11 protein-coding genes are annotated in these 16522 nt (G+C 37.4%); 3 read left to right on the forward strand and 8 right to left on the reverse strand.

Annotated features, from left to right (window positions below; translation table 11 throughout):
* Positions 1-215 precede the first annotated feature (215 nt).
* Both ACQV2T_RS08465 and ACQV2T_RS08470 read left to right on the forward strand, forming a co-directional pair.
* Positions 216-884, forward strand: coding sequence for a prepilin peptidase (locus ACQV2T_RS08465; RefSeq protein WP_428893533.1), 669 nt, complete (start codon positions 216-218; stop codon positions 882-884).
* 454 nt (positions 885-1338) lie between these two features.
* Complete coding sequence (locus tag ACQV2T_RS08470) at positions 1339-1482, forward strand: hypothetical protein (RefSeq protein WP_428874500.1); 144 nt, start codon at positions 1339-1341, stop codon at positions 1480-1482.
* Between the two features lie 320 nt (positions 1483-1802).
* Here ACQV2T_RS08470 and rpoC read toward each other — a convergent pair whose 3' ends face one another.
* The 5 genes from rpoC to ACQV2T_RS08495 all read right to left on the reverse strand — a co-directional run bounded on the left by rpoC (position 1803) and on the right by ACQV2T_RS08495 (position 12225).
* On the reverse strand, positions 1803-5429 hold the full coding sequence (gene rpoC / locus ACQV2T_RS08475; protein ID WP_428874501.1) for a DNA-directed RNA polymerase subunit beta': 3627 nt from the start codon (positions 5427-5429) through the stop codon (positions 1803-1805).
* Between the two features lie 89 nt (positions 5430-5518).
* Complete coding sequence (rpoB, locus tag ACQV2T_RS08480) at positions 5519-9127, reverse strand: DNA-directed RNA polymerase subunit beta (RefSeq protein ID WP_428874502.1); 3609 nt, start codon at positions 9125-9127, stop codon at positions 5519-5521.
* 370 nt (positions 9128-9497) lie between these two features.
* Positions 9498-10163: a potassium channel family protein gene (locus ACQV2T_RS08485; RefSeq protein WP_428874503.1), complete on the reverse strand. Its 666-nt coding sequence runs from the start codon at positions 10161-10163 to the stop codon at positions 9498-9500.
* 16 nt (positions 10164-10179) lie between these two features.
* Positions 10180-11526, reverse strand: a complete 1347-nt coding sequence (locus ACQV2T_RS08490) for a TrkH family potassium uptake protein (RefSeq protein WP_428874504.1) — start codon at positions 11524-11526, stop codon at positions 10180-10182.
* Positions 11527-11574: 48 nt separating this feature from the next.
* Positions 11575-12225 (reverse strand): class I SAM-dependent methyltransferase, encoded by a 651-nt coding sequence (locus ACQV2T_RS08495; RefSeq protein WP_428893534.1) that lies wholly within the window; start codon positions 12223-12225, stop codon positions 11575-11577.
* Positions 12226-12342: 117 nt separating this feature from the next.
* Here ACQV2T_RS08495 and ACQV2T_RS08500 point away from each other — a divergent pair, with 117 nt between their 5' ends.
* On the forward strand, positions 12343-12966 hold the full coding sequence (locus tag ACQV2T_RS08500) for a thioredoxin family protein (protein ID WP_428874506.1): 624 nt from the start codon (positions 12343-12345) through the stop codon (positions 12964-12966).
* Between the two features lie 56 nt (positions 12967-13022).
* Here ACQV2T_RS08500 and ACQV2T_RS08505 read toward each other — a convergent pair whose 3' ends face one another.
* The 3 genes from ACQV2T_RS08505 to ACQV2T_RS08515 form a co-directional block, all read right to left on the reverse strand.
* Positions 13023-14129, reverse strand: coding sequence for a hypothetical protein (locus ACQV2T_RS08505; protein ID WP_428874545.1), 1107 nt, complete (start codon positions 14127-14129; stop codon positions 13023-13025).
* Positions 14130-14150: 21 nt separating this feature from the next.
* Positions 14151-15152, reverse strand: a complete 1002-nt coding sequence (locus tag ACQV2T_RS08510) for a hypothetical protein (RefSeq protein ID WP_428893536.1) — start codon at positions 15150-15152, stop codon at positions 14151-14153.
* Positions 15153-16091: 939 nt separating this feature from the next.
* Positions 16092-16522: LPXTG cell wall anchor domain-containing protein (locus tag ACQV2T_RS08515; protein WP_428893537.1), on the reverse strand; the 431-nt coding region annotated here is incomplete at its 5' end.

Raw genomic sequence — 16522 nt, forward strand, 5'->3', positions numbered from 1 at the left:
ATAAGTGACAACTTCTATATACTAGCATGGTTTAGACTTTTTGTCAAACCTTTTTGAAGATTTTTTGAATTTTCTTCTAAATATCTGCTTTTTTACAAGATATTCGCTAGCAGGAATTACATTTTACTATCTTTTTTAATTTGTGTCAATAATTTTTAGCACTTTTTTTCTTTTTTACGTGTATTTAAGCCTATAACTTATAAAAGGAGTTAATGATGACTCATATACTGTACTTTTATATTGGATCTTGTATAGCGAGTTTTGTTTACTATCTTTCTTATTCCATTATAAATAAAAGCTTTAGTTGGAAAGCACGATCTTCTTGTGATTATTGCCAGCACAAACTCTACTTTTGGCAGTTATTTCCTTTGTTTTCATATTTATTGCTGAAGGGGCATTGTTATTTTTGCTGTCGGAAAATAAGTGTCAATCACTTTTACTTTGAATTGTTTGGTGGACTCTGCTCTTTCTTCTTTTTTCTATTCACTGCTTTTTCTTTTTTTAATCTGATTTTATTACTTATCTTTCTATTCATGACCTTCATGGATATACTTGATCAGTGGGTTCCTGATTTTCTACAACTTTCTTTTTTGACGCTCGGATTACTCTATAATTATTCATATAATATTATTCCCTTTCAGTATTTTCTTATTTTCTGTCTTATCAGCTTTCTTCTTATAAGAACAGAACAGTCTTGGATGGGAGGTGCCGATTTAAAATTCATCTGTATTTCTCTATTGTTTATTCCCCTAAGCTCTATTCCTTACTTTTTATTTTTAGCAGCTTCACTTGGACTTTTGTATTGTTATCTTTCTAAAAGTAAAATAATTCCATTTATCCCTTTTTTAATATTTTCTTTTATAACTAGTTATGTTTTGATATGATGCATTGTAAAATTTAATGCAACACGAGTAAAAATAAAACTCATAACAAATTTAATTCATGTAAAATGTCATTACTATAAAACATACACATGAAAGAGATTGTTATGAGCCCTATATATTACCACGGATGATAGAAGTAAGACTTTTCCCAAATACCTTCTCCTTTAAGACATTCTATAATTGGATATATAAGGAGACTTTATCCGTTTCCTTGCAGGTGTTAAGGAGAAAAGGTCACTCTAAAAAAACGAAATAAAGAAGAGAAAGATTTGATATCAACACTTCTGTTTAGAAAAGACCCAAAGTGGTGAAGAAGCACACTGAATTCGGACACTGACAACTTGATATTCTAGTATCTTCTTGAGGAAAAAGCAAAGGATGTTTAGCTACTTTTGCAGAAAGGAAGACTTGTACCTATTTTGCGATAAAAACACCAGACAGAAGTAAACAATCTATGTTAGAAGCGCTTTATCAATTAACAAAATCCTTACCACAAGGAGCCTTTAAAACATTCACATCCGATAGAGGAAAAGAATTCGCTTGCTATGACGTAGTAGAGAGTAAGTTAGGGATAGGTTTTTACTTTGCCGATGCCTAGAGTGCATGGCAAAGAGGCACCAATGAAGGCAGCAATGGCTTGCTAAGGGAATTCTTTCCTAAGAAAACGGATTTCGCACAGCTAAAGGATCAAGACTTGTTTAAAGCTATCTATAAAGTAAACGCTAGACCAAGGAAATGTCTAGCGTTTGAAGCACCCTTTGAACGTTATATTGAGGAATTGAATTTGTTAACAGAAGTGTCGTAATAATTATTGCAATATATCATATAAAAATACCCTTCAATTATGAAAAACTCCCCCTAAAATAGTTTTACTTTTGGGGGAGCAGTTCAATAATTGAAGGGTTTAATCTATTTTGTTTATTTCATTTGCTGTGGTTCCTCTGTTATCTCAGTTGGCATAGGAATAGTATCTTGAGTGGTTTGGATTTCCAAATCACGGTAGCTGTTCATTCCAGTACCAGCTGGGATTAATTTACCAATAATGACGTTTTCTTTTAGACCAATTAAGTAGTCACGGTCTCCACGAATGGCCGCATCGGTCAAGACACGTGTTGTCTCTTGGAAGGAAGCAGCTGAGATAAATGATTTTGTCTCAAGAGCAGCTTTAGTAATTCCAAGTAAGACGGGTCGAGCCGTAGCTGGTGTTTCCCCACTTGTAATGGTGTCTTTATTGGCCTTAGCAAAGTCTGCGATATCCATTAAGGCCCCTGGTAAAATAGATGTAGAAGCAGGGTCCATTACACGAACTTTACGTAACATTTGACGAGCCATCACCTCAACGTGTTTATCACCAATTTCTACCCCTTGGCCACGATATACGGCTTGAACTTCGCGCATAATGTATTTTTGGACCGTTAAGACGTCAGTAACTGCTAATAATTCTTTGGGATCGATTGATCCTTCTGTTAAGGCTTGACCACGTTCTACACGATCGCCTTCATTGACTTTAAGGCGAGCAGCATAAGCCACTTTATAAGTTCGGTTATCCGTAACACCTGTAACGGTAATTTCTTTCAACCGCTCGCTTGATTTTTCTTCAATCGAAGTAACAACTCCGGCAACTTCCGTAATGGTTGCTTGTCCTTTTGGAACACGCGCTTCAAAAATTTCTTGAATACGTGGTAAACCTTGAGTAATATCACCGCCACCGGCAACCCCTCCCGTATGGAAGGTACGCATGGTTAACTGAGTACCAGGCTCACCGATAGATTGAGCAGCGATTGTACCTACTGCTTCTCCAACTTCTACTTCTGATCCAGTCGCTAAGTTGCGTCCATAGCAATGTTTACATACACCATGGTCAGTATTACATGTAAAGACTGAACGAATAGTTACAGCTTCAATACCTGCTTTAATAATTTCTGCAGCCTTCTCATCTGTAATCAATTCTTGAGCCTTAACAATTTCTTCTCCAGTTTCTGGATGAATGACTGATTTATGTGCATAACGTCCTTGTAAACGTTCTTCTAGGGACTCAATAACCGAATTACCATCGGCAATTTCACGAATTTCAACTCCACGGTCTGTTCCACAATCTTCCTCACGGATAATGACATCTTGAGCGACATCAACTAATCGACGTGTTAAATAACCTGAGTCAGCGGTCTTCAAGGCCGTATCGGTCATCCCTTTACGCGCTCCGTGAGTGGAGATAAACATTTCCATAACGTTTAAGCCTTCACGGAAGTTGGATGTAATTGGTAATTCGATGATTTTCCCAGAAGGAGCCGCCATATTCCCACGCATTCCGGCTAGCTGGGTAAAGTTAGAAATATTACCACGGGCACCAGAGTCAGACATCATAAAGATGGGGTTTAGACGTGGCAAGCTCTTTTGTAGATCCTTTTGAATCTGATCTTTGGCTTTTTCCCATGTACGAATAACATTTTCATAGCGCTCGTCTTCAGTTAGAAGTCCGCGTCGTCTCATTCGAGTAATCTCATCAACTTTGGCATGAGCTTTCTCTAAGATTTCTGCTTTACTATCTAAACTGAGAACATCCGCTACCCCTACGGTGATACCTGATTGCGTAGAATATTTATAACCCAGATCTTTCATCTTATCTAGCATAATTGATGTTTGAGTAATATGATAATGTTTAAAGACTTCAGCAATAATATTACCAAAATCTTTTTTCTTAAACGGTGACACAGGCTCCATCTGTTCAATAGCTTCTTTAACGTTTACACCTGGTTCCAAGAAGTACTTATCAGGTGTTTGTTGCGTTAGGTTCTCATTTGATGGCTCATTTAAATATGGGAATTCATCTGGCATGATTTCGTTAAAGAATAATTTACCAATAGTTGTAACCATTAAACGTTCTCTTTGCCAGTCAGTGAAAGTTTTATTAGTGAAAGACTTAGCAGGAATCGCTACACGGGTATGTAAATGCACATAGCCATTTTGATATGCAATCTCTGCTTCTGAAATGGAGCTTAGAATCATTCCTTCGCCCACACGTCCCGGTTCTTCAATTGTTAAATAATAATTACCAAGCACCATGTCCTGTGAAGGTGTTGCAACTGGCTTACCGTCCTTAGGACTTAGGATGTTTTGTGCACCTAACATTAACAGACGGGCTTCAGCTTGAGCTTCTTCAGATAACGGTACGTGAACTGCCATTTGGTCCCCATCAAAGTCAGCGTTATAAGCGTTACATACTAATGGGTGTAGACGAATTGCTTTCCCTTCAATTAAAACCGGTTCAAAAGCTTGAATACCTAATCGGTGAAGAGTAGGTGCTCGGTTAAGTAGTACGGGGTGTTCCTTAATAACATCTTCAATAACAGGCCAAATCGCATCATGTTGAACTTCAATCATACGTTTAGCATTTTTTACGTTGCTAGCTATTTCGCGTTCTACTAATTCTTTCATTACGAACGGTTTAAATAGTTCGATGGCCATTTCTTTTGGTATACCACATTGGTACATTTTTAAAGACGGTCCAACAACGATAACCGAACGACCAGAATAGTCCACACGTTTTCCTAAAAGATTTTGACGAAAACGTCCTTGTTTACCTTTAAGCATGTGAGAAAGAGATTTTAATGGACGATTACCAGGACCAGTAACAGCACGTCCACGACGACCATTATCAATCAAAGCATCTACTGCCTCTTGTAACATTCGTTTTTCGTTTTGCACAATAATATTTGGTGCACCTAAATCTAAAAGGCGTTTCAAACGATTGTTACGATTAATCACTCGACGGTAAAGATCATTTAAGTCAGAAGTTGCAAAGCGTCCTCCTTCCAACTGAACCATCGGTCTTAAATCAGGTGGTATAACTGGCAAAACATCCATAACCATCCATTCTGGTTTATTTCCTGATTCTTGGAAAGAATCCAAGATATCTAAACGACGAATCGCTCGCGTTCTTTTTTGTCCAGTCAACGTTTTAAGCTCTTCTCGTAAACCACTGATCTCAGCATCTACATCAACTGCATGTAGGAGTTCTTTAATCGCTTCTGCACCCATTTTGGCATAAAAACGGTTGCCGAACTCACGTTTTTTCTCACGATACTCTGTCTCAGTGAGTAATGATTTATATTCTAGACCCGTATCGCCTGGATCAATAACTATGTAAGAAGCAAAATAAATCACTTCTTCTAATAGTCTTGGGCTCATGTCAAGGATCAAGCCGATACGGCTTGGAATCCCTTTGAAATACCACACATGAGTAACTGGGGCTGCTAATTCTATATGCCCCATTCTTTCACGACGAACTTTAGCGCGAGTCACTTCCACGCCACAACGGTCACATACGCGACCTTTATAGCGAACACGTTTTAACTTCCCACAAGAACATTCCCAATCCTTGGTAGGACCAAAAATACGCTCGCAAAAGAGTCCATCTTTTTCGGGTTTTAAAGTTCGATAGTTGATGGTTTCTGGTTTTTTGACTTCCCCATAAGACCATGAACGAATTTTTTCTGGGGATGCGAGACCGATTTTCATGGAATCAAATTTATTAACATCTATCAAGGGGCCGACCTCCTTCTTGATTTAAGCTGGTGTTTCCACCAATTAATGGAGTGCCTTTTCTCCAATGGCTCCAAGGCATTTAGACATTACTAGTCTTCTTTAGTTGTATCTCCACTAGTAATTGAGGCTGAACTTTCATTAGTTTCACTTGTTTGAACGACGCTCTTTTCTTCAGCGGCTTTTTGATCTTCTTTATACTTCTCAAGCGCATTAAAGTTAATTACATCATCTTCATCGTCATCATCCAATAGTTCAATTTCTTTATCTTCAGCATCCAAGACTTTCAAGTCCAATCCTAAAGCTTGTAGTTCTTTAACTAATACACGGAAGGATTCTGGTACACCAGGTTTGGGAATAGCTTCTCCTTTGACAATGGCTTCATATGTCTTCACACGACCTACTACATCATCTGATTTATAAGTCAAGATTTCTTGTAAGGTATAAGCTGCACCATAGGCTTCTAAGGCCCAAACTTCCATCTCGCCAAAACGTTGTCCACCAAACTGTGCTTTACCTCCGAGCGGTTGTTGGGTTACTAATGAATATGGGCCCGTTGAGCGTGCATGCAGCTTGTCATCGACCATGTGTGCGAGTTTCAACATATACATGACACCGACTGAAACTTTTCGGTCAAATGGTTCTCCAGTACGACCGTCATATAGAGTTGTCTTAGCATCCGGTTCTAATCCGGCTTCTCTAACTGTTTCCCAAACCTCTTCTTCATTCGCCCCATCAAAGACAGGTGTAGCAAAATTAATGCCTAATTGACGTCCGGCCATTCCTAAATGTAATTCAAAGACCTGTCCAATATTCATCCTTGAAGGCACCCCTAATGGGTTTAACATAATATCAACTGGTGTCCCATCAGGCATAAATGGCATATCTTCTTCCGGCATGATTAAAGAGACAACCCCTTTATTTCCATGACGTCCAGCCATCTTATCACCGACTTGAATTTTACGTTTTTGAACAATATAAACACGAACCAATTTATTCACTCCTGGTGAAAGCTCGTCGCCATTTTCACGAGTGAATACCTTAACATCGTGCACAATTCCACCACCACCATGGGGAACTCTTAAGGAAGTGTCACGAACTTCACGTGCTTTTTCACCAAAAATAGCGTGTAAGAGGCGTTCTTCTGCTGTCAATTCAGTCACACCTTTTGGTGTGACTTTTCCGACCAGAATATCTCCATCGCGTACTTCCGCACCGACCATAATAATTCCATCTTTATCTAAATATTTGAGGGATTCCTCACTAACATTAGGGATTTCGCGCGTAATTTCTTCTGGTCCTAACTTAGTATCACGTGATTCTGATTCATATTCTTCAATATGAATAGAGGTATAGACATCGTCTTTAACTAGACGTTCAGACATGATGATGGCATCCTCGTAGTTATAACCATCCCAAGTCATAAAGGCTACCAATGGGTTTTGACCTAAGGCCATTTCACCGTTTTCCATCGAAGATCCATCTGCTAAAATTTCATTAGCATCAACTTGATCTCCAACAACAACAATTGGACGTTGGTTGTAACATGTTCCCGCATTGGAACGTGCAAATTTAGTTAAGCGGTATTCATCAACGGAACCATCTTCTAATTGCACACGAATACGTTCAGCATCCACATAGGTTACTCGACCTGGACGTCGGCAAATCAATGCCGCACCCGAGTCGTGAGCAGCTTTATACTCAATACCTGTTCCGATAATCGGTGCTTTGGGACGAATTAAAGGAACTGCTTGACGTTGCATGTTAGCTCCCATTAAAGCACGGTTGGAGTCATCGTTTTCTAAGAAAGGAATCGATGCCGTTGCTACTGCAACCACTTGTTTTGGTGAAACATCCATAAAATCGACTGTGTTAGTTTTGACCTCTAAGTTTTGGTCTTTATAACGAGCCATAACCGTGTCATTTTCAAAAGTACCATCTTCATTTAAACGAGAGTTAGCTTGAGCAATGATGTATAAATCTTCTTCATCTGCTGATAAATACGCAATTTCTTCTGTAACGGTCTTGTTAGCCTTATCCACTTTACGATAAGGTGTTTCAATGAAACCATAACGGTTTATTTTTGCATATGAAGATAAGGAGTTAATTAATCCAATGTTTGGACCTTCTGGTGTTTCAATTGGACACATACGACCGTAGTGAGAGTAGTGAACGTCACGCACTTCATAACCAGCGCGATCACGTGTTAACCCTCCCGGTCCTAAGGCAGAAAGACGACGCTTGTGAGTCAATTCACCCAATGGATTGGTTTGATCCATAAATTGTGATAATTGAGAAGAGCCAAAGAACTCTTTAATAGCCGCTACAACTGGACGAATATTAATTAACTGTTGCGGTGTCATTGTTGAAATATCTTGTAAGGACATTCTTTCACGGACTACTCTTTCCATACGCGATAAGCCAATACGGAATTGATTTTGCAGTAATTCACCGACTGAACGAATACGACGGTTGCCCAAATGATCAATATCATCTGTTGAGCCTACTTGTTCATTTAATAATAAATAGTAGTTCATTGACGCGATAATATCTGCTGGGGTTAAGTGATGCACTCCTTCAAGATTAGCGTTACCGACAATGTTAATCACACGGTCCGAATCAAGAGGGGAGTATACTTTGACCACTTGCAAGTCAATCGGTTCACCAATCACACCATCTGGTGAAGGAGTATAAGTATAAACATTCAAACCATTATCTAAGTAAGGGATTAAACGTTCAATATCTCCTGCAGAAAGTTCAGTTCCTTCTGTGAAGAGTACTTCTCCTGTTTCTGGGTCTGCCAAAGTTTCTGCGAGTGTCATTCCTAAAAGACGGTGCTTTAAGTGGAGTTTTTTATTAATCTTATAACGTCCAACTGGCGCTAAATCATAACGTCTTGGATCAAAGAAACGAGCCGTTAATAAGTTACGTGAAGAATCTGCTGTCTTCGGCTCACCAGGACGTAGGCGTTCATAAATATCTTTCAAGGCTTCTTCAGCACGGGAGTCAGAAATGTTTTTATGGACATCTTTAGCTAAAGTGTCATTCAATAGGGTGGTTTCAGATAAGATTTCAACAATCTCGTCATCTTCGCCAAAACCAAGTGCACGAATTAAAGCTGTAATTGGCAATTTACGTGTCCGGTCAATTCTGACATAGGCAATTCCTTTAGCATCCGTTTCAAATTCTAGCCAAGCTCCTCGGTTAGGAATAACGGTTGAAGCAAAAGTATGTCTTGATTTTTTGTCTACTTTATCATGGAAGTAGACACCTGGAGAACGTACTAATTGTGAAACAATAACACGTTCTGCCCCATTAATGATGAAGGTTCCCATATCCGTCATAATTGGGAAATCGCCAAAGAATACTTCTTGTTCTTTTACTTCACCAGATTCCTTATTAACTAAGCGCAAATTAACATAGATTGGTTTAGAGTAGTTGGCATCGTGGGAACGAGCTTCCTCTACTGTATATTTAGCCTCTTGAAATGAGTAATCATGGAAATAAAGTTCTAAATTTTCTGTATGATCGACGATTGGCGAGATATCTTGGAACATGGTCTTTAATCCTTCTTCTAAAAACCATTGATAGGAATCGGTTTGGATTTCAATCAAGTTTGGTAATTCCAAAACCTCATCAATTCGTGCATAACTACGACGTTCTGCTTTTTTACCATATTTCACGATATGATGCTGACTCAAACAATTCACCCCTCTTTAATATTACGTAGCGAATGGTGATTCTTCTGGGCTTGCTTTAACTATCGACCGGCAGATTACAATGTGTTTACAAATATTATAATTTGATAACAAAATGCTTTTTGTCCTTTTTAAGGGCAAAAAAAAGACAAAAGAATTGATTTTAATCGCCTAAGCTTCCTCAATCTTTTGTTTACTCTGCCAAAATCGCCGACCGGACAATATTTCGGTGCCATTTTGAATTCAATGTTCACGCTATGCGTTATTCAATATTACACTTATTTTTTATCAAAGTCAAGACTTTCTTTCTCAGACTTTAAAAGCAAAAGACCACTCGAATTAAATTAGCAAGTGGTCTTATAAATATAAAATCTTAAATTTCTTTTTCTAATAAAACTTTCGCATTATTGGTGTTGGTTAAGCCGACAAAGAGGTCGCTTTCTTCAATAATAAAGTCTGGATTGACATTAATATCAAATCCTTCTTCAATACGAGACTTAATCGCAATCAAATTAATATCATAACGGCTTCTAAAATTTATTTCTTCAATCGTCTTCCCTATCCAATTCTTACGAGCGGTAAATTCAACAATGTGGCTCTGAGCGTCTAATTGAATTAAATCGAGTACCGAATCATTGGTCAGTTCATTACCAATCCGAATCCCCATATCTGTTTCGGGTAAAATAACGCGATCAACGCCTAATTTCAAAAGCACTTCTTTATACTCTTCTTTGCGCGTTTTTGCGATAATGGTCGGTACTTCTAACTTTTGCAAAGATAATAAGGTAGTAATCGTATTATCAAACTTTGAAGAGGAGGCAATAATTGCCATTTGTGCTTCACCAACTCCGGCTTCTTTTAATACTTCATACTTGGTAAAGTCACCTTGTACAGCTACTTCCACCTTACTAGCAATAGCTTCAACTAGCTCCATGTCGCGATCAATCACGATTACTTGCTTGTGGTTTTCCGCTAAAGTTTTGGCTAAGGATGTTCCGAATAATCCGAGACCTAAAACTGCTGTGATTTCTTTTTTCATGAAAGTTTCTCCCTTTCTATCCTATCATCAAGTTACCATGCGGGTATTTAATCTTTGATGGCTTTCTTCCCATACTCGCTGACCAAAAAATAGTTAACAACCCGATTCGACCAATAAACATCATAAAAATTAAAACGGTTTTACCAATACCAGTTAAATTAGGGGTTAAACCCATACTTAAACCAACTGTTGAAAAGCAAGAGACAACTTCTACTACTACATATTCGATGCCGAATCCTGGAGGAATTGTTTCTGTTATTAACAAGATCATGGTGACAAAGGTAATTAAGCTTAAGCCTGAAATTAAAATAAAGATGGCCTTCAAAATAGCTCCTTCAGGGATGGTACGCTTAAAGATAACCGATCCTCTACGACGAATAGCTGAAGAAGAAAAAATTAAAAGACTTGCTAAAGTAGTGGTCTTAACCCCACCCCCGGTGGATCCCGAAGAAGCGCCTAGAAACATTAAGACAATGGTTAAGAAAATACCGGCAGATGATAAAGCGGTATAGTCCACATTCGAAAAGCCAGCGGTTCGTGGTGTCACCGCTAGAAAAAGATAGTTTACAAGTCTAATAAAGAAGGGTTGGTCCTTAAACAAAGGACTAGGTTGTTCAGTTAGAGCGAATAATACTGTTCCTAAAAGGAGTAAAATAGCCGTTGTAGTCAAAACTATTTTAGTATGCCACAATAATTTACGATTGCGATAAAAGGTTAGCAAATCTCGCCAAACAATGAAACCTAATCCACCAATGATAATCAAACCCATACAAGTTAGGAGAACTAAAGGATTGTCTTGGAAACCAATCATAGAATCTCCCAACAAATCAAAACCGGCATTACAAAAGGCGGACACACTATGAAAGATGGCATAATAAGTTCCTTTTAACCAGCCAAAGCGTGGAATAAAGTCAATTCCTAATAAAGCCGCCCCAATAATCTGTACAATCAAAGAGAATTGGATGATATAGCTCAAAAGATTTCTAACTTCAGAAATATCGGAGATATTTAAAGATTCAAGTAAAACTTTATGCAGTCTTAGATTTATTTGCTTGCCCATATAGATAAAAACGGTAACCCATAAGGTCATAAATCCAAGTCCACCAATTTCAATTAAAACTAGAATAATCGTTCGTCCAAAATAATTCCAATGGTCTGTAGTGTTAACTGTTACATTTCCCGTTACACAAACAGCTGAAACAGCTGTAAACCAAGCATCAATTAGCTTCGTCCATTCACCTGATCGACTAGCTAAAGGAGTGGCTAATAGTATTCCTCCAATAAAGGAAATCACGACAAACGTCAGCACAATATAAATAGGAGCTGAAATCTGAGTAACATAATTTTTAACTTTATCGAACAAATAAACGCTTCCCCTCTAATCAATAATGACTTTTTAAAACCAATGTGTTTAATCTTGAAACAACTTGATGGATTGTAAAATCCAATAGCCTTTAGAGCGATCGATTTCACTGACATTACCAAATGTTTCTTCCATAAACTTTTTCATACTGGGTGCCCCTTGTTTTTTCTGGATAACCAGCCATAACTGTCCTTCCTCTTTTAGTGCTTGATAGGCTTGGGTCACAAATTGCTGAACAATAGTCTTACCAGCTCGAATAGGTGGATTAGTTAAAACATAATCATAAATTGGCTCGAAATTATGAGTGACAACATCTGCTTGTATAAAATCCAGATTTGTCACTCGATTCAACCGCATATTTTCCTTAGCTAATGCCAAGGCTCGCTGATTAACTTCCAAACCCAACACTTGAAGTGACTGCGATTGATCAGCAATAGCAACCGAAATTGGCCCATAACCTGAGCCTAACTCCAATAGTTGGCCGGAATTTATACTTTGATTAAGCTTTAAAAAATTTTCTATCAAGAGGCGCGAACCAAAGTCCACTCTACCTTTGGAAAAAACTCCCGCATCGGTAGAAAACTGATAACTTTGGTGAAAAAGCTGTGCTTCAATATAACGTTCATCATGACTGCTTTGTGGTTGCTGACTATAATAATGATCGGACATAAATACACCCCTTGCTTGAATCGATCTCATATATCTTAACATTATTGCTAAAAAAGTGATATAATTTAATTATTATCATGCTTAAGTAATTAAATATTTTCTATAAGAGTTAAACCATTACTAAGCTTTTTAGAAAGGAAGTTTACAGTGAAATTATTAAATAAAAAATTGTTCCTACTAATGTCAGTCTGTTTCTTACTAACTGCTTGCCAACTAAATGATTCTAAAATAGACAAACAAGAAAATCCAATCACAAATCAAAAAAGCAAGATTGAAAAAAGCGACTACATTGGAGAAGATGGTCAAGTTTCTTTTAAGGAAGACCTTATTCTTTTAAACTTAGATAAAGAAACGAAAGAAAAAGTCTATAAAGAGCTAGACAAGATTGAAAAATATGCCGATGAAGTAAGTATCGCCCCTTTAAAGATGTCTAACCTTTCTAAAATAGAAGGTCAAACTGCTTATGAAGCAGTTATCGAAGATTCTAAAAATGAAGCCAAACTAATCTATGTAGGTTTTGATTCTTGTCCATATTGTCGTGTTTTTCTACCTAAGTTAAATCAATTAGCTAAAGAAATGAACCTAAATTATCATTATTATAATGCCGATGAGCGAATGGAGGATGATAATTTCCGTGATGTTGTCGATAATTTCTTTGAAATTTCCACGGTTCCCCAACTGCTCATTGTTAAAGATGGTAAAGTAGACAGTAAATTGGAAAACTCCAATTCAATGGCTGACTTAGAAAAATTCCTTCTAAAGCTTAATTAATTAAGCTATTTAAAAATCGCCCTCATCTAAATTGAGGGCGATTTTTTAACCAATCTCTAATTTTCCATCGTTGTTTCTTCTGAGTCTTCTAAATAACTTTCCATCTCTTCACTTGATTCTTCTTCTATTTCAAGAGGAGTCATGGTCACTTCTTTTTCAGTATCAGATATAACTTCTTCAGAGAATGTAAACTCACCAGGGAAAGCCTCTTCCACAGCCATTTGAATTTCATCGATAAACTCACCGGTTAATTCATCAGCTTTAACGATATATTGATATTCTTCGCGATCTGCCTCATATTGAACTTCAAAGGTTGCTTCATCGTAAGTTAGCGCTTGGGTTTCGGTGCCTGGTCGAATACCTAAGATGATATCGAATTTATCGTCCACTTTGATCATTTCTCCAGCAACAAAAAGATCCGGATAAATCAGTAATTCCTTCTCTAAGTATTCCTCCGCTGCTTCTTCTGTTTCAAATTCACTCGAAATATAGAATAAAATGTAGCGTCCTTTTTCTTCAACAGCTTCTGCATAGGTCACTCGAACCAAAATAAAGTCTTCATCAATGATTTCTTTTTCAGCAATAAAGCGGTCTTTTGTCGCCTCATCTTCTTCAATCAATTGAATAAAATCATCCGCTTCTGACTCTTCTTTGAAGACATTAGCATTAAAAGTAATGAATTCTCCCTCAAATAAGTCAATCTCTTCTTCTACTTCCGTCTCTTCTTCCATTTCAATACTTGTTTCTGGTATCTCAATCACTTCAATATCTTCTGGTCGATTGGAAGGCTGTGGGCGACTTGGAATATAAGGTTGAGTTGGTCTAGGGTTTGGATTAGGTTGGGGCTGGCTAGCAACCGTTGTTACAGTCGTTTCTGTAGTTTGAACAGTTGTTTCTTTTGGGCTTTCAACTGTAGTGTTAGCAACAGTTGTTTCTTTCTCTTCAGACTCACCGCTACCATTGTTAGGCTTAGTTGTAGTTTCATTTTGAGGTTTACTAGGTGCAATCGTAGACTCCTGTGGTGCAGGCTGATTTCCTTCGTTTGTGGGTGGGGTTTGCTCAGTGTCCGGCTTATTTTCAGTGTCATCCTGAGCAAAAATTGTCCCCACGCATCCAAACGTTAAAACGGTAACTACTAAAAGATTAATAAGTTTATTCTTCATTCTATTTTCTTCCTTTCTTATTTAGCGACGGAAACCTAAAACAATTAAGACAATTCCTAAAAGGAATAAAACAACTGCAACTCCTATAGTTACAATAGAAACATTATCTTCAGAAATCCCTAGGTTCATTAACTTTTCCTTTAAGTTTATCTGTGTTAAATAGTCATCAACTTTGGTGTTGAATTGAGAAAATAGATTTCCTGCCATGTTTGAGCCGTTATCATCACTTTCTACACTCGCTTGCCGCTCAGATAAAGGTAGTTGGCGAAGTGTCACTAACGTTTTGCCATTTTCTTCTACACTTTCAAAACTGAATTCACCAGGAAAACGTTCTTCAATGGCTTGACGATAAGGGTCATCACCATTTGATTCTAATTCATACTGATAAGGCTCTCTTTGATCATAGTATTCAATTTCTTGCTTAGCTGTATCTATACCAAAGCCATCTGCGTTGGCATTAACTTTCAAAGGAAAAGCCAGATCATATCCATCACCTTGTGATGCCAATTCACCTTTTTCAAACAAATCAGGATAATATAATAGATGTTTATCTAAGACTTCTTGGGCTTGACTTTGATCGGCAATATTGACTGGAAAATATAAAACAATCAGTTGACCATCTTCTTTAGCACTGTCACGATAATTAGCTGAAAGTAAAAAGCGACTCTCTTCAGAGACATCCTCTAAAATTATCTGATCATTCAGACTTGCATCATTCTTTACATAATTGGCAAAGTTATCTAGTGATTCTTGATTTTCAAACTCATTAAGGGGATAAATAACAATATCCGTTTCAAACAAACCTTGTTCCATTGCTTTATTAGATGCTCTTTCCTCATTCTCACCAACGGATGATTCGTCATCAGAGTTTGTAGATTTCTCTACTTTCTTTAAGTCTGACGGAAGGGCAGGTCGTGGAATGAAAGGATCAGAAGTTGCTTCTACCATCAAGTTAGAACAAGTATAAAGACTGAACAGGAACCCTATTAACAAACAATAAAAAAAACTCTTTTTCTTTTGCATAAACCGAACTCCTCTAAATTTGTTAGCTACATTATAACAGTCTTATACCTTTTTTAATAATGGAAACTTTGAATTTATAAAAAAAGAGACCTTAACAAAGTCCCAAACAATCAGTCCCAATAATCCGAATGCAAGGTAGTTTCATAAAGGGGTCATAAGCAAGTTTTTGCCTATACTATTCAAACAGCTTGCAATCGCAAGGGGGTGGATATTAGCTTATAGTGTCTACTCTAGAAATACCCACTATACGCAAGTATTTCGATTACTATTTAAAAAGATTACTCTTTTTAATCCCACTCATCTCATTGCAGAGGCGAGCTATAAAACGGCCACCATCGTTCAATTTCTTTTAAACCAATCCACCATACCAGTTTTTCCTTATACGCGACCAAGAAGTAAACCCGAGCATAGAGAGTGTATCTATGATGAATACTATGACTGTTATTTAGATGAAAAAATGGGGTCTATCATTCTACGACCACTAATCAAAAAGGCTATCGAGAGTACAAAGCCTCTCGTCAAGATCAGGAGAACAATCAAAATAAATGTGTAATTAGCCGACATGTGTGGCAAAAAGCCCTTGAAAGGTGTGAGGATATCAGGTATTCAGAGGGTATGCGTGCTCTTTATAAAGAATCCAAAGAGTCCGCTGACAGAATATTCGGCACTGCTAAAGAACATCATGGCTTTCGATAGACGCATTTTATTGGAAAAAGCTTGATGGAATTTAAAGCAGGGCTCACTTTTACTTGTTTAAACATGAAGAAATTGGCAAATATACTAGAGATGAAGAGCTAGAAAGGCTTCGGTTTTTTATTTTACAGGAAACTTTTAAGACAAATAAAGACAAACCCTTCCTTGAGAGTTACTCAAATAGGGTTTGTCTTCAATCTGAGAGCAAAATTATCTTGCTCTTTTAAATAGCTGCTATTAAATTAACTATGCTTCTTCACGTTTCTTAGCAACTAAGCCTAATCCTGCTAATACAGATAATGCTGCTGCACCATAAATTGCGAAGGTTGAACCTTCACCAGTTTGTGGTAATTCAGATTTTTCTTTTTTATTTTCTACTGGCTTTGGATTTTTTGGTTTTTCATCTGCAGGTTTTTCATCTGCAGGTTTTTCATCTGCAGGTTTTTCAGTTACCATAAATGTCATAGTTTCTTCATCATATGACCATACTAACTCACCTAAACCAAAGCGAGCAACATAGTCATGGAAGTATTTTTCAGCTTCTTTCATAGATGCAGCTTCATATTCAGATGTAATGTTAGTATCAGATGTTTTTAGAACTAATTTAAATGTATATAATTTAGGTGCTTTTTCATCTGTTGCCATGAATGTCATTGTATCAAAATCATATGACCATT

The organism is Facklamia sp. P13069, assembly GCF_050409405.1.
Classification (GTDB): Bacteria; Bacillota; Bacilli; order Lactobacillales; family Aerococcaceae; genus Facklamia.

What these genes read in the sequence shown, in the direction of transcription:
- ACQV2T_RS08465 (WP_428893533.1), top strand. Translation starts at nt 216, where the DNA reads ATGACTCATATACTGTACTTTTATATTGGATCTTGTATAGCGAGTTTT.
- ACQV2T_RS08470 (WP_428874500.1), top strand. Translation starts at nt 1,339, where the DNA reads ATGTTAGAAGCGCTTTATCAATTAACAAAATCCTTACCACAAGGAGCC.
- ACQV2T_RS08485 (WP_428874503.1), bottom strand. Translation starts at nt 10,163, where the DNA reads ATGAAAAAAGAAATCACAGCAGTTTTAGGTCTCGGATTATTCGGAACA.
- ACQV2T_RS08495 (WP_428893534.1), bottom strand. Translation starts at nt 12,225, where the DNA reads ATGAGATCGATTCAAGCAAGGGGTGTATTTATGTCCGATCATTATTAT.
- ACQV2T_RS08505 (WP_428874545.1), bottom strand. Translation starts at nt 14,129, where the DNA reads ATGAAGAATAAACTTATTAATCTTTTAGTAGTTACCGTTTTAACGTTT.
- ACQV2T_RS08510 (WP_428893536.1), bottom strand. Translation starts at nt 15,152, where the DNA reads ATGCAAAAGAAAAAGAGTTTTTTTTATTGTTTGTTAATAGGGTTCCTG.